A 13,521-nucleotide genomic window follows, 5' to 3' on the forward strand; every position below is an offset into this window, starting at 1 on the left:
ACCGCCAACGCTCGCTCACAAGACGTGAGCGAGCGTGCGGCCAAAAGCCTTCAAACGTGAGCGAGCGTGGGTCGTGGCCAACGATCACCGGCCGTCCAACGGTTAAACGACGACGGCGCCTGTCACCTTCACATGGAAGGTGACAGGCGCCGCCGAAAGGGCCCTGCCGTGGTGCTAGAGGGTCGCAAAGACCTCGCGGAGCAGCTTGGCGGTCTCGGACGGCGTCTTGCCGACCTTCACGCCTGCAGCTTCGAGGGCTTCCTTCTTGGCCTGCGCCGTACCCGCAGAGCCGGAGACGATGGCGCCTGCGTGGCCCATGGTCTTGCCCTCGGGGGCGGTGAAGCCAGCAACGTAGCCGACAACCGGCTTGGTGACGTTGGCCTTGATGAAGTCGGCTGCGCGCTCTTCAGCGTCTCCACCGATTTCGCCGATCATGACGATTGCCTTGGTCTCCGGGTCAGCCTCGAACGCAGCCAGGGCGTCGATGTGGGTAGTACCGATGACGGGGTCGCCACCAATGCCGATGGCAGTGGAGAAACCGAGGTCGCGCAGTTCGTACATCATCTGGTAGGTCAAGGTACCGGACTTGGAAACCAGGCCGATGGGGCCCTTGCCCGTGATGTTTGCCGGGGTGATGCCAACCAGGGCTTCGCCCGGGGTGATGATACCGGGGCAGTTCGGCCCGATGATGCGGGTGACCTGCTTGCCGTCAGCGTCCACCGTGGCCTGGGCGAGTGCCCAGAACTCGGCGGAATCCTGAACCGGCACGCCTTCGGTGATGACAACGACCAAGCCGATGCCTGCTTCGATGGCCTCAACCACGGCAGACTTCGTGAATGCCGGCGGAACGAAGACGATCGAGACGTCCGCGCCAGTCTCCGCGATGGCTTCCTTCACAGTGCCGAAGACGGTGATATCCTTGCCGCCGTGCACCACCGTGGTGCCTGCCTTGCGGGCGTTGACGCCACCGACGATGTTGGTGCCGGCCTTGAGCATCAGGGAGGTGTGCTTGGTGCCTTCGCCGCCGGTGATGCCCTGGACGATGACCTTGGAGTCCTTGTTGAGGTAGATAGACATAGTCTTGCGTCCCTTACTTCGCTGCGTTGGCGAGTTCGGCGGCCTTGTCGGCGCCCTCGTCCATGGTGGCTGCCAGGGTAACCAGCGGGTGGTTGGCCTCGGCCAGGATGCGGCGGCCCTCTTCGACGTTGTTGCCGTCGAGTCGGACAACCAGCGGCTTGTTGGCGTGGACGCCAAGCTCGGCAAGTGCGCCGACGATGCCCTTTGCCACAGCGTCACACGCGGTGATGCCACCGAAGACGTTCACGAAAACGCTCTTGACCTGCTCGTCGCCAAGGATGACGTCCAAGCCGGCGGCCATGACCTCAGCGGAAGCTCCACCGCCGATGTCCAGGAAGTTGGCGGGCTTGACGTTGCCGTGGTTTTCGCCTGCGTAAGCAACGACGTCGAGGGTGGACATCACAAGACCGGCGCCGTTGCCGATGATGCCAACCGAGCCGTCAAGCTTCACGTAGTTGAGATCCTGCTCCTTGGCCTTTGCCTCGAGCGGGTCAGCTGCGTCCTTGTCCTCAAGTTCGGCGTGGTGGGGGTGGCGGAAGCCAGCGTTCTCGTCCAGCGAGACCTTGCCGTCGAGGGCAACGATGTCGCCCGCACCCGTCTTGACCAGGGGGTTGACCTCAACCAGGGTTGCGTCTTCCTTCTTGAAGACGTCCCAGAGCTTGAGGATGACGGAGGCGACCTTGCCGCGCAGTTCCTCGGAGAAACCTGCAGCGGCAACGATTTCGTCGGCCTTTGCCTGGTCGATTCCGACTGCGGGGTCGATGGCAACCTTGGCGAGGGCCTCGGGGCGTTCTACGGCGAGCTGCTCGATTTCCATGCCGCCTTCAACGGAGCACATGGCCAGGTAGTTGCGGTTGGCCCGGTCCAGAAGGACGGAGAAGTAGTATTCCTCAGCAATGTCTGCGCCCTGGGCGATCATGACCTTGTTGACGGTGTGGCCCTTGATGTCCATGCCAAGGATGTTGGTGGCGTGCTCGAGCGCTTCGTCAGCGGACTTTGCGACCTTCACACCGCCAGCCTTGCCACGGCCACCGACCTTTACCTGCGCCTTGACGACGGTCACGCCGCCAATGTTCTCGGCTGCAGCCTTTGCTTCTTCAGGAGTGTGCGCCACGATGCCGGCGAGCACGGGTACACCGTGCGCTTCGAACATATCGCGCGCCTGATATTCAAACAGGTCCACGGTTTAGTGTCCTTCTACGTCGAAGTAGTTTCTGTACAGCCGGAAACCACGGTGACCGCGAGAACCGGCTGCGGATAGGTGCGCATCGAACGGCCGCCAAGCAGCCGGTCACATTGCGCAAGTTCCTCTCGAACTTTAGCCCCCCGGGGAGGCCAGCCGGTTCTACAGTACCCGTTAAGTGAGTAACCACACACTTCTATCGACCGTAGAAAAACCGCTATATGACGCGGTTTTCCCGAGCATCGAGCAAACGCATTTCTAGGACGACAGGACGCAGTTGGTCGCTAGGAATCCAGTTTGGTCAGCGGCGCGTAACGCAACAGGAGTCGCTTCTCCCCGACGTCGAACTTCACCTTCGCCACAGTCTTGTCACCGGCGCCCTCGACGCCGATCACGGTGCCGTTGCCGAAGCTGGTGTGGTTCACTTTGTCCCCCACGACGACGGCCACCACTTCCTTTTGCGGCTGGACACGGTTGCGTGCGACGGCGGCAGGCACGTCGGCGTTGAAGCCGGCAGTTGGGCTAGCGGCGGCCCCGCGGGAGGTGCCCGCACCCCAGAAGGAACCGCCGTAACGCCCGGAACCGATGGGCGCGTTGCCCCAGCCGCTGACCTGGCGGGAGGTGCCTTCGCGCTTCCACTCCACGAGTTCGTTCGGGATCTCCTCAAGGAACTGGCTGGCGGGGTTGTATTGGCTCTGGCCCCACATGCTGCGGACTTCTGAGCGGGTCACGTACAGGCGCTTCCGGGCACGGGTAAGGCCCACATAGGCCAGGCGGCGCTCTTCTGCCAGTTCCTTGGGGTCCGTTGCGGAGCGCTGATGCGGGAAGAGCCCGTGTTCCATGCCGGTCAGGAAGACCACCGGGAATTCCAGGCCCTTGGCCGTGTGGAGGGTCATAAGCGTGACCACGCCCATCCGCTTGGCCTCTGCCACTGCGGCGGCTGCGTCCTCGGAGGATCCCTCCGGGGCGTCCGGGATTTGGTCGGCGTCGGCCACGAGCGAGACTTGCTCAAGGAACTCCCCCAGCGAGCCTTCGGGGTTGTCACGCTCGTATTCGCGCACCACGGCCACCAATTCGGCGAGGTTTTCCACGCGCGATTCGTCCTGCGGGTCCGTACTGGCGCGAAGCCCCGCAAGGTACCCGGTTTGTTCGAGGACGGCCTCAAGGGCGGCCGCAGCCCCCGATCCGGAAGCCACCTCGGCTAGGTCATCCAGGAGCTTCACGAAGCCCAGGACCGCGTTCACGGAGCGGGTGGCCATGCCGGGAGCCTGGTCCGCCTTGCGCGCCGCCGCCATGAACGAGGTGCGCTCACGCTCGGCCAAAGCCGCCACGGCGCCCTCGGCGCGGTCGCCGATCCCCCGCTTGGGTTCGTTGAGGACGCGACGCAAATTGACGTCGTCGTCCGGGTTCACCAGGACGCGAAGGTACGCGAGGGCGTCCTTGATTTCCTTGCGTTCGTAGAATCGGGTGCCACCTACCACTTTGTACGGCAGGCCCACGCGGACCAAGACGTCTTCAATGGAGCGGGACTGGGCATTCGTGCGGTAGAAGATGGCGACATCGCCGGGACGCAGTCCGTCCTCGTCCTGGAGCCGGTCGATTTCCTTGGCGATGAACTGGGCCTCGTCGTGCTCGTTCTCCCCCACGTAGCCGATGATCTTCTCGCCGTCGCCTTCGGCCGTCCAAAGTTTCTTATCCGGACGGTTCGGGTTGCGTGAAATAACGGAGTTCGCCGCACTCAGGATGTTCTGCGTGGAACGGTAGTTCTGCTCCAGCTTGATGGTGCGGGCTTCCGGGTAGTCGTTCTCGAATTCGACGATGTTGCGGATGTCCGCACCACGGAAGGCGTAGATGGATTGGTCCGAGTCGCCGACGACGGTGAGCTCGCTCGCGTGGGGACCCTCGCCGACGATTTCGCGGACCAAGGCGTACTGGGCATGGTTGGTGTCCTGGTATTCGTCCACGAGGACGTGCCGGAAACGGCGGCGATAGGACTCTGCGAGCGCGGGGAAGGCACGGAACATGTAGACGGTCTGCGCGATGAGGTCGTCGAAGTCCATGGCGTTGGCCTGGCGCAGGCGCTGGGTGTAGCCCTTGAAAACCTCGGCCACGGCCTGCTCGAAGGGTTCGTTGTAGTTGGCGCTGGAGGCGAACGCGTCGTCGTCGATGAGCTCGTTTTTGAGGGCCGAGATCTTGTGCTGGATGGCCTTGGGGGCGAACTTCTTGGGGTCGATGTCCAGGTTCTTGGCGACGAGCGTGATGAGCCGCAGGGAGTCGGCGGAATCGTAGATGGAGAAGTTGGAGTTTAGCCCGACGTTGGCAGCCTCCCGGCGCAGGATGCGCACGCAGGAGGAGTGGAAGGTGGAGATCCACATGGTTTTGGCGCGGCCGCCTACCAAGGCTTCGATGCGTTCCCGCATTTCCGCGGCTGCCTTGTTGGTGAACGTGATGGCCAGGATCTCGCCGTGATGGGCCCGACCCGTGGCGATCAAGTAGGCAATGCGGTTTGATAGCACGCGGGTTTTGCCCGAACCTGCGCCGGCCACGATCAGCAAAGGGCTGCCGGCATGTTTGACGGCTTCCTCTTGCTGCGGGTTCAACCCCTGAAGCAGTGCCTCGGCGGACGGCAGGCCCGAGTGGCCCCGACCGTGTCCACCACTGGCCGCATCACCGCCGGGCGTACCGCCCCAGGACACTCCGCCGGACGCGCGACCACCGGGTGCACCGGGTCCGGGCGCACCGTCACCGGGCGCACCGGATCCGGCGTCGTGCCCAAGCTGGCCGCTGGCGTCGGGCAAGCCTCGTTCGAAGTCCGGCATCCCACCTCCGGCGCGCGAAAGCATGGCAGGGGCGGCCTTGGTGGCAGCTTTGCTGGCAACTTTGAAAGGGCCATCCGCGTACGGGTCAAACAACATATCCATGGTGTTTACCAGTCTAGGCGGTGGCTCTGACACCGGATGTCCGGATACCACTCACGAGCCCTGGCCAATCCACCCGAAGGGACATGCCCCTTCTTCGCTTGAACCACTGGACATAACAGCGCTATGTCCACCCCTCACACCAAGGAGAGCGCATGCTCGGTGGAACCCGAGCACTATGTCCAACCCGAATGCTAAGGAGAGAGCATGCTCACATGAGTTGCGGCACCGAGGTGAGCGCCACGCGCAACTCGCGGACCGCCGTCGCGCCTCCGGCGATGAACCAATCGAGGCCGTTGACGCGCACGACGTCGGTGTCCCCGCCGGCCGCGCGGACGATCGCCTTGCCGGGGAGCCAGTCCCACTCGGGGCAGCTGTGTTGGAACCAGCAGCCCAGTTCACCGTCGGCCACCCTGCCGAGATCGCAGGAGCCGGATCCGAACATGCGCAGCGAGGCTGTGGACACCGCTGCGGCGTGCCATGGCATCGCAGCGCGGGGATCGGCCAGCCACTTGGGGTGGATGTAGGTAGCGGCGCCGAGTTCACTGAGGTCCGCCCCCGACGGTCCGGAGATCCGTTCATCGTTGAGCACTGCGGGGTGGCCTTCCCCGCCAATCCAGAGCTTGTCCAACTCGGGCTGGTAGATGGCTCCGAGGATGACGTCGGGATCCGAGGCGACACCGTGCGATGCCGGCCGCTCGTGCTTCAAGGCGATCGCCGAGCACCAGTACGTGGAGCCGTGCAGGAAATTGTAGGTACCGTCCACAGGGTCGATCACCCACATGCGGCCGCTGGTTCCTGCCACCGAGCTTCCCTCTTCGCCAAGGATGCCGTCGTCCGGACGGCAGCGGCGCAGTTGCTCAAGGACATAGGCCTCGGCCGCATGGTCCGCGGCGGTCACCACGTCCGAAACCGAGGTCTTGCGTTCTCCCTGCAACCCGCCCATCCGCATCAGCAGGGCAAGTTGCCCGGCTTCCCGGACCAGGGCAGCAGCCAGTTCGTAGTCGTCCAGCGATGGGTCAAGTTCTGTGGCGGAGTGCCTGCCTGTGGTCATGAGTCCAGCTTATGTGGCTGGATAATGATTCATATGGCCAAGACCCCTGCCCAACGCATCAAGAAACACGGCGCCAACGCTGCCGTCCCGCAGCACCACTTGCCGTCAGTGGTCAATCCCACCACGCAGCGGTCCCCCGAGAAAGCACAAAGCAACGCGAAGCTCGTGGTGATCGCCGGGGTCGTGGCCAGCCTTTTGCTGTTCTGGTACGTGCATCTCCTGACCCTCAACCAGATGACCCAGTTGTCGGGCGGCATGGCCATGCCTGATTCCCTCATTGGCGGATTCTCCACGGATTACATCCAGCAGTTGCACTCCGCGATGAACGATGACGCCCGTGGCCAGCTCAGCTACATCCACAAAACCGCGGGAACCCTTTTTCCGCTGATCTTCGGCTTCACCTGGCTTCTGCTCATCGGCACCAACGTGGCCGGCAAGGCACTGCGTTGGATTCTGTGGGCGGCTCCCCTGCTGTTCGCGGTGGTCCGGTTGTGGAGCAACGTTGCGGTTGACGCTGCGCTGGGATCGGCCGTGCCCGACGCCGGACAGGTGGCTTTGGCGTCCATGCTCACTGTCTTGGGCTGGGTGCTTTTCCTGCTAAGCATTTTTGCTGGCGGCGCGGCTGTGTTTATGGGGCGTCGGCGTTCAACGAGCGCCTGACGATCCTGCGTTCCCGATGCACTCGCTGCGCCACCACCAGGCCAACGAGCGAGAGCCCGAGGATGATCGGGTAGGCCATGGTTCGTTCGATGGCGCCGGGCTCGTCCACGCGCAGCGCCGAAGCAAGGACAAAAATCGTTGCGCCCGAGGACACCACACCGAAGAGCAGCACCATCCAGGACATCGTGGTCCGTCGCAGCCATACCAGGCCCAGCAATGCCAGTGCCAGCGGTCCCGCAATGAAATACAGCCCCGCTCCCGTCAAGTGCCAAGCCAGCGCAGTGTCCTCCGGAACCAGTCCCACGATGGTTTGGCCGATGCCGGCCACCAGCACCAGTACGCGCACAGCACAGGCAGCAAGCCACGGTACCTTTCCGGGGCCGGAACGGACGTATCGCTGCCCCGGTTGCGCAGCCACGGACAACACCGCCGAGCTCAGCAGCACGGCACCTAGCACCATGGCAAGGCCTTGCAGGACGAAGGAGGCGTTCATGAGCCAGTTCAGTGGCGAACAGACCTCGTGGCCGTTGAACTGCCCGCACTTGGCTGCGCCGAGGTCGCTGATGACATAGGCGCGGCGATCGTAGCCAGGAGTGCCTTGCCAAGCGGCCATGGCGGCGGCTTCAACAATGAAGTAGTGGATGAGGCTGAGGGAGGCCCATGCCCCCACCAGCTCGCGTCTTCCGGCGATGTCCGGGAGCAAACCACGTTCTTCGGACAAAGGGTTCCCGGCCCGCGGGGGGCCCGCCGTCGTCATAGCGCCAGAATAGCCGCCCGTGGTGCGGGAACGAAGACCCGGGAAAGAAGACGCTCCGAAACGAAGGGGCCCCCGGTCCGCGGGCGTTACTCCTGTTCCGGACCGGTTTCCGGGGCTAGCATCTCCCGGGCTTGGAGCGCACGCTGGTGGGCGCCGGCTTTGTCGAATCGGTCAGCCGCTTCGAGCAGGCTTTCCCTTGCTGACTGCTTGCTCCCGGTATCGGCTTGGGCACGGGCCATTAAGAGGAATATTTCGCCTGCCATCTGCGGTGGCAGTTGGTCGGCACGGCCCCTGAGTTCGTCCAGCAACTCGATTGCCGCGCCGGCGTCGCCCGCGAGGTAGGTCCAATGCGCGCGGTTGAGCCGAAGCAGGAGAATTTCCTCTTCGTTGCCGCCCACCACATCCGTGGCAAGCTCCGCCCGTTCAATGCACCGCAGGGTGGCGGCATCTGCCACTTCGGCGGCCAGCCTCATCGCTGCCGATGCCTTGTTGAATTTGGCCCAGACATCAAGGTTCCGGGAAGGGGAAAAGGTTTCCGCTGCAAGCTCATGGTAGTGGAGCCCTTCATCGACCTTGTCGCAAAGGAAGGCCACATTGCCGATCACCCAGTACGCCTTGCCGGCTAGCTGGTCATCCATTTCATCGGAGATTCTTGCCGAGAGGGACAAGCACTCCTCCCAGGCCTCCTCCAGCTTGCCGGACTCGCCAAACGCGGCAATCAGTGCCTGCCTGGCATGGACGTCGATTTCCATGTCGGCGTCATCATCGACCAGTCCAACTGCCGACGCCGCAGCCGAGGTGGCTATCTCAAGGAGCCCTTCACCCCGCAGGGAATTCGCCATCAAAATGAGTGCCCGGGCCCGGTGTTGGGGTGAAGCCGCAGCCAACGATGCCTCAAAAAGGGACCTCGCCAGCTCAGTGCTCGCAGCGAAATCACCTGCGTCGAGCAGATTCTCCGCTTGAAGGAAAGTCATGTTCCACCACCCGGTGGAATCGCCCTCATCAAGGGCAATATCAGCGGCCGAGCGCGCACCATCGGCGGCCTTAGCGAAGTCGTGGCTGGCCCGGTGCCCCCTCGCCTGCAGTTCAGCGGCGGCGTACGACGGCGCAACCTTCTTTTCTCCCATGGGTCCATTATGTCTCTGAGACACTCCGCCGATGATTCAGGCGAGCGTTTAGCATGTTTCTGTACCGCGCGGACGAACACTGATGACACGGCGTGTCGCTACTCTTATAATGAGCATGCTTCACTTCGTTCACTCCAGTCGCATCAGTCACTCATATCAGGAGCTTCCGCATGAAAAGAACTATCGCCGCTCTCCTCGCTGCCGCAGCAATCTTGCTTGCCGGAATTTCCGGCTCGGCAGCCGTTTCCGCAAGCAGCGAGAGTCCCTCAAACGACTCGTCCATAGCCACTGGCTGGTGGCCGAACTTCGCCCACAACTCGACGGAAGCCACTGGCTGGTGGCCCAACTTCGCCCAGAACTCGGCAGAAGCCACTGGCTGGTGGCCCAACGCCGCAACCCAGGGTTCGGCCCAGGCCGTTGGCTGGTGGCCCAACTCCACCACTCAGGGTTCGCCTCAGGCCACCGGCTGGTGGCCCAACTCCACCCCGTCCAACTAGCAATACCTGAAAGGCACCGGACCAAGGTCCGGTGCCTTTCAGTTGCCGCTTAGTTGCCGCCGCAACTCCGCTCAGGCGCCGCGCAGCAGTTCCGCGAATTTCTCCGGTGGCATGGGCCGGCCGAAGTAGTACCCCTGGCCGCTGGCACAACCGAGACGGGAAAGCTCAGCCGCTTGGTCTGCCGTTTCGATACCCTCAGCAACCGCCTGCATTCCGCAGGCGTGGATGAGCTGAAGAACCGCCGCCACAAAGTCACGTTCCTTGTCGTCCGTGCCCAAGCCCTGGATCAGGGACCGGTCAATCTTGACCACGTTGACCGGGAGGTTGCGTAGATAGCTGATGGACGAATAGCCAGTGCCGAAATCATCAATCTCCAAGCGGATCCCCAGGCGCCGGAGGCCGGTCAGCGAGTATTTGTCGATATCGCTGCCGTTCAGGGCCATCGACTCCGTGAGTTCGATGACCAGCCTGGCTGCTTCCACTCCGGTCTCGGCGAGCACTTCCCGCACATGCTCGATCAAGTCGAGGCTTTGAAGTTCAGTTGTTGAAATATTGACCCGCATGCTGAAGTCTTCTTCCACCCCCGGGCCGTCCTGCCACTCGCGCAATTGCCGCATCGCTTGGCGAAGGACCCAATAGCCCAGATCGATGATGATGCCGGTTTCCTCGGCCAACGGAATGAACGCATCCGGCATCAGCAATCCCCTGTCGGGGTGGTTCCACCGCACCAGCGCTTCCGCGCCTTCAATCCGGCCCGAGCTCAACTCGACAACAGGCTGGTAGTAGAGGACCAACTGATCTGTCCGGATGGCTTCACGCAGCTCCGAGATCATGAGGCCTTGGAGTCGGCGTGCGTACAACAAGGCGGGCTCGAAGACCCTCACAGTGCTCCGCTGCTCGGCCTTGGCCGCATACATCGCCGTATCGGCTTCCATCACGAGGTCGTCCACTGACTGCCCAGGTTCGCCAACCGTGAGCCCGATGCTTGTTCCGCAGATGATCCGCACTTCGCCAATTTCGATGCTCTCGCCCACTGCCCGGAGGATCCGTTTGGCCACTCCGCGCGCGTGCGCCGCGTTGGATTTTGGCAGCATGACGGCAAACTCGTCCCCGCCGAGCCTGGCCACCGTGTCTCCTTCGCGGACCGCCGCGAGCAAGCGATTGGCGGTGACCTGCAGAACAGTGTCGCCGGCACCGTGCCCCAGGGTGTCGTTGATGCCCTTGAACGAGTTCAGGTCCAAGACGAGCAATGCGGGTGGAAGTTCTCCCCGTTCGGACTCCGCCAGCTCGTGGCTCAGTGCCCTGTTGAGGGCAGTGCGGTTGGCCAGCTGGGTCAGTGGATCTGTGAGGGCCATCCTCTCGAGTTCGATTTGGGCCTCGCGCAGCATGGCTGTGCGGTTTTCGACCCGGTCCTCGAGTTCCTGGTAGATGGCTTGAAGATCGTCCGCCATGAGGTTGATGCCGGTAATGACGGCAGCCACTTCGTCTCGCGGACCCGAGACCGGGATCCGTGTGCTGAGGTCGCCGTCCGCAATCCGGGCTACCCCTTCAACGAGGGCAAGGAGTCGTGGATCCTGGGGCTCATGATTCACGGTGGCGCTCTCTCAGCCAGTCGCGGGCTTCCGCCTCGGAGGTGAAGAACCGCGCCGGAACTGATTCCGGCTTTGCGCGAAGGAGGTAGTGCGCGATCACCCGATCGACGGGGCTTTCCCCCAGCAAGGCACATGCCGAAACAAACACTGAATTCGTGTAAGCCAGGCGCGCCTCGTTCGTCACTGACAGCACTCCGGTCACCGTCAGCAGCAGTGGCAGCCTCCGTCCTTCCGCAAAAGCCCGGACGGCCGCGGCGGCAGCCCGGGCCTCCGGCGAGCGGACCACGGTGTTGGGCGGCAGGGTGACCTCAACGATGCCGTCTTGCGACAAGTCGACCGTGATCTGTTCCGTAACACCGAAGACCGTTTCCGAAGAAACATGAAGCGCACCATCGGGAAGCCGGGATTCCTGGGCAGGCAGGGTCTGGGCGCTCATCGCTGTGTGGCCCGCCGGCGTCGGGCAATCAGCCCGCGAAGGTCCTGAAAGGCACGAACCAGGAGGTAGGATGTTTCCTTTATGGGAAATATGAAGCCTGCGTGTCCCGTGCGACGCAGAACAAGCTGATGAGTCATGGGTCCTAGGTTCTGCCGTGTCGATCAATCTAGTTCAGCGCCAAGCTGCGTGGAACCCTCAGCCCGGCGCCATTCCGGTGAGTGCACTCATGATAATGCACAGACTGCCCTCCCATTGACATGAGGCTACCCCTGAAAAGTCAGCGTCTTGCAAACCGCGCCGCTGTCCGTCGTACTTCCCGGACCCGTTGCGCCACCACCAGCCCCGCAGCGCAAAATCCGACGGTGATCGGATAGGCCATCAGGCGTTCCAAGGTTCCGGGTTCCGGGACATCCATCCGGGTCAGGCCGCCCACCACGAGGGCGCCCAGCGACACCGTTCCAGCCACGAGAATGAACCAACTCATGGGCGTATGCGGCAGCCAGAGCAGCCCGAGGAGCAACAGGGCGAACGCTCCGCCGATGAAGAACATGAGTGCGCCAACAAGATGCAAGGGAGACCTGAGGTCTTCCGGCACACACCCGACAATGACAGTTCCCAGCCCGGAGATGCCCGTGAAAACGCGGACCGCGACGGCGGACGTCCACGCTTTGCGATAGGCGGCGCCTTGCTGGATCCGCACACCGGGACGGGCCGCTATACACAGGAGCGCGGAGCTGAGCAGCAGCGCCCCAAACAGCATTCCAAGGCCCTGCACCACAAAGGACGCATTCATGAGCAGATGGAGCGGCGAACAGATGTCACGGTGCTCGTAGATCCCGCAGTTGATGGCGCCAAGGTCGCTGATGAAACCAGTCCGGCGATCGTACGCCTCGGGCCCGCGCCAGGCTTCGATCACTGCCGATTCGGCCACGAAATACTGCACCACGCTCAACTGCGCCCAGCCGCCAATGATCGATCGGGTCGAGGCCAGGTCCGGCAGGTAGTCGCCGGGGGCGGCCGGCACCGTCATCTGATCTCCCATGCGGGCCAGCCTAGCGGCACATACGGAGAGGCGACGGTTTGTCGGTGTTCGAGGGCTGCCCCGGCAGCTTGTATGCTTGTATGCGTGCCCGGCCAGCGGCTCCCAGGAGCTTCCGGCACGCGCACAGGCCCTCGTAGCTCAGTGGATAGAGCACGGCTCTCCTAAAGCCGGTGTCGTTGGTTCGATTCCAATCGAGGGCACTTGAAAGACCAGCCGCACAGATCGTCTCCGACGCAAGACCTGCGGGCCTACCTGCTGGGCAGCTGGACCGTGGACCGGTCCCTGTGGGACAGGGCGAGCGGCACTCGTGGCGCGTTCACCGGCGTCGTGCGCTATTCAAAAACCCCCGACGGCGGGCTCCTCCTCCGCGAAGACGGCACCATGACCTGGCCCACCCACACCGGCCCGGCCTTCCGCGAATACCTCCTGAAGCCTTCGGACTCGCCCGCCGCGATGGACGTCTACTTCCCTGATGGCAAACCCTTCCATCGCATGAGCTTCACAGCTCATGCCAACCAAGACCGTCACTGGTGCGATCCTGATGACTACAAAGTCAGTTACCTCTGGGGCGGGCCGGATGCCTTTAGCTTCGCCTGGGACGTCCACGGACCAGCCAAGGATCTGCTGCTGGAATCGCAGCTGAGGAGAGAACGATGACCCCTGACAGCCCAGCCAAGGACCTGATCGTAGTCAGCGCGGTCTGCGTCTACGACGACGCCGGGCGGCTGCTGACGGTCCGAAAGCGCGGCACGGAGAAATTCATGCACCCGGGAGGCAAGCCGGAACCCGGCGAAACGGCGGCCGAGGCGGCATCCCGCGAGCTGGCCGAGGAAGTCGGAATCGCCATCGACCCCGCGGACCTGCAGCCCTTGGGCAGCTGGCTCGCCGTCGCCGCCAATGAGGCCGCCACGGACATCGAGGCCACCGTCTTCATCGCTCCGGGCACCTGGGAGGCCCATCCCTCGGCCGAAATAGCAGAGATCCGCTGGCTGGACCTCACGGTTGAACTTCCGGACGATCTGGCCCCGCTCCTGACGGACCATGTCTTGCCGATGCTTGCGAAAAGATGAGGCTACGCACGCAAGGAAAATCCGCGTCTAACACCGCCTAAACTTCGCGGTTTTCCCATGAAAATCCAGCGAGAACTGACTATAGTGGTCGCACAGTTTGTTTTAACT

The 13,521-nt window shown here is 63.2% G+C and carries 13 protein-coding genes and 1 tRNA gene; 5 read left to right on the forward strand and 9 right to left on the reverse strand.

The window, feature by feature from the left end:
* Nucleotides 1-174: 174 nt before the first annotated feature.
* The 4 genes from sucD to OW521_RS09210 all read right to left on the reverse strand — a co-directional run bounded on the left by sucD (nucleotide 175) and on the right by OW521_RS09210 (nucleotide 6,232).
* A complete protein-coding gene (sucD, locus tag OW521_RS09195) occupies nucleotides 175-1,077 on the reverse strand; it encodes a succinate--CoA ligase subunit alpha (RefSeq protein ID WP_268024732.1) in 903 nt (300 codons plus the stop codon).
* 13 nt (nucleotides 1,078-1,090) lie between these two features.
* The gene (gene sucC, locus OW521_RS09200) at nucleotides 1,091-2,260 is read right to left on the reverse strand and encodes an ADP-forming succinate--CoA ligase subunit beta (RefSeq protein ID WP_268024759.1); all 1,170 of its coding nucleotides are present in this window, start codon (nucleotides 2,258-2,260) and stop codon (nucleotides 1,091-1,093) included.
* 284 nt (nucleotides 2,261-2,544) lie between these two features.
* Nucleotides 2,545-5,181 (reverse strand): DNA helicase PcrA, encoded by a 2,637-nt coding sequence (gene pcrA, locus OW521_RS09205; protein ID WP_268024761.1) that lies wholly within the window; start codon nucleotides 5,179-5,181, stop codon nucleotides 2,545-2,547.
* Nucleotides 5,182-5,389: 208 nt separating this feature from the next.
* The gene (locus OW521_RS09210; RefSeq protein WP_268024763.1) at nucleotides 5,390-6,232 is read right to left on the reverse strand and encodes an inositol monophosphatase family protein; all 843 of its coding nucleotides are present in this window, start codon (nucleotides 6,230-6,232) and stop codon (nucleotides 5,390-5,392) included.
* 33 nt (nucleotides 6,233-6,265) lie between these two features.
* On the opposite strand from OW521_RS09210, the gene OW521_RS09215 reads away from it, so the two are divergent.
* On the forward strand, nucleotides 6,266-6,892 hold the full coding sequence (locus OW521_RS09215) for a hypothetical protein (RefSeq protein WP_268024765.1): 627 nt from the start codon (nucleotides 6,266-6,268) through the stop codon (nucleotides 6,890-6,892).
* On the opposite strand, the gene OW521_RS09220 is transcribed toward OW521_RS09215, so the two are convergent.
* Both OW521_RS09220 and OW521_RS09225 read right to left on the reverse strand, forming a co-directional pair.
* Nucleotides 6,861-7,613 (reverse strand): DUF998 domain-containing protein, encoded by a 753-nt coding sequence (locus tag OW521_RS09220; RefSeq protein WP_268024767.1) that lies wholly within the window; start codon nucleotides 7,611-7,613, stop codon nucleotides 6,861-6,863. The two genes, OW521_RS09215 and OW521_RS09220, sit on opposite strands and share 32 nt — an antisense overlap.
* A gap of 122 nt (nucleotides 7,614-7,735) precedes the next feature.
* Nucleotides 7,736-8,776 carry a hypothetical protein gene (locus OW521_RS09225; protein WP_268024769.1) on the reverse strand — a complete coding sequence of 347 codons (1,041 nt, stop codon included), beginning with the start codon at nucleotides 8,774-8,776 and terminating at the stop codon, nucleotides 7,736-7,738.
* Nucleotides 8,777-8,946: 170 nt separating this feature from the next.
* On the opposite strand from OW521_RS09225, the gene OW521_RS09230 reads away from it, so the two are divergent.
* Complete coding sequence (locus tag OW521_RS09230) at nucleotides 8,947-9,273, forward strand: hypothetical protein (protein WP_268024771.1); 327 nt, start codon at nucleotides 8,947-8,949, stop codon at nucleotides 9,271-9,273.
* Between the two features lie 71 nt (nucleotides 9,274-9,344).
* On the opposite strand, the gene OW521_RS09235 is transcribed toward OW521_RS09230, so the two are convergent.
* The 3 genes from OW521_RS09235 to OW521_RS09245 form a co-directional block, all read right to left on the reverse strand.
* The gene (locus OW521_RS09235) at nucleotides 9,345-10,865 is read right to left on the reverse strand and encodes a putative bifunctional diguanylate cyclase/phosphodiesterase (protein WP_268024773.1); all 1,521 of its coding nucleotides are present in this window, start codon (nucleotides 10,863-10,865) and stop codon (nucleotides 9,345-9,347) included.
* Nucleotides 10,855-11,301, reverse strand: a complete 447-nt coding sequence (locus OW521_RS09240; RefSeq protein ID WP_268024775.1) for a DUF7793 family protein — start codon at nucleotides 11,299-11,301, stop codon at nucleotides 10,855-10,857. The genes OW521_RS09235 and OW521_RS09240 overlap by 11 nt, the downstream gene beginning before the upstream one ends.
* A 277-nt stretch (nucleotides 11,302-11,578) precedes the next feature.
* Nucleotides 11,579-12,343, reverse strand: coding sequence for a DUF998 domain-containing protein (locus OW521_RS09245; RefSeq protein ID WP_268024777.1), 765 nt, complete (start codon nucleotides 12,341-12,343; stop codon nucleotides 11,579-11,581).
* Nucleotides 12,344-12,470: 127 nt separating this feature from the next.
* Between OW521_RS09245 and OW521_RS09250 the strand changes: the two genes are divergently transcribed.
* The 3 genes from OW521_RS09250 to OW521_RS09260 all read left to right on the forward strand — a co-directional run bounded on the left by OW521_RS09250 (nucleotide 12,471) and on the right by OW521_RS09260 (nucleotide 13,413).
* Nucleotides 12,471-12,543 (forward strand) — tRNA-Arg (locus tag OW521_RS09250).
* 1 nt (nucleotide 12,544) lies between these two features.
* Nucleotides 12,545-13,000, forward strand: coding sequence for a DUF6314 family protein (locus OW521_RS09255; RefSeq protein ID WP_326494019.1), 456 nt, complete (start codon nucleotides 12,545-12,547; stop codon nucleotides 12,998-13,000).
* Nucleotides 12,997-13,413 (forward strand): NUDIX hydrolase, encoded by a 417-nt coding sequence (locus tag OW521_RS09260; protein WP_268024779.1) that lies wholly within the window; start codon nucleotides 12,997-12,999, stop codon nucleotides 13,411-13,413. The genes OW521_RS09255 and OW521_RS09260 overlap by 4 nt, the downstream gene beginning before the upstream one ends.
* Nucleotides 13,414-13,521 lie beyond the last annotated feature (108 nt).

The organism is Arthrobacter sp. MMS18-M83, from assembly GCF_026683955.1.
Classification (GTDB): domain Bacteria; phylum Actinomycetota; class Actinomycetes; order Actinomycetales; family Micrococcaceae; genus Arthrobacter.

Coding starts and splice junctions, on each gene's coding strand:
- sucD (WP_268024732.1), bottom strand. CDS start 1,077: ATGTCTATCTACCTCAACAAGGACTCCAAGGTCATCGTCCAGGGCATC.
- pcrA (WP_268024761.1), bottom strand. CDS start 5,181: ATGGATATGTTGTTTGACCCGTACGCGGATGGCCCTTTCAAAGTTGCC.
- OW521_RS09210 (WP_268024763.1), bottom strand. CDS start 6,232: ATGACCACAGGCAGGCACTCCGCCACAGAACTTGACCCATCGCTGGAC.
- OW521_RS09215 (WP_268024765.1), top strand. CDS start 6,266: ATGGCCAAGACCCCTGCCCAACGCATCAAGAAACACGGCGCCAACGCT.
- OW521_RS09225 (WP_268024769.1), bottom strand. CDS start 8,776: ATGGGAGAAAAGAAGGTTGCGCCGTCGTACGCCGCCGCTGAACTGCAG.
- OW521_RS09230 (WP_268024771.1), top strand. CDS start 8,947: ATGAAAAGAACTATCGCCGCTCTCCTCGCTGCCGCAGCAATCTTGCTT.
- OW521_RS09240 (WP_268024775.1), bottom strand. CDS start 11,301: ATGAGCGCCCAGACCCTGCCTGCCCAGGAATCCCGGCTTCCCGATGGT.
- OW521_RS09245 (WP_268024777.1), bottom strand. CDS start 12,343: ATGGGAGATCAGATGACGGTGCCGGCCGCCCCCGGCGACTACCTGCCG.
- OW521_RS09260 (WP_268024779.1), top strand. CDS start 12,997: ATGACCCCTGACAGCCCAGCCAAGGACCTGATCGTAGTCAGCGCGGTC.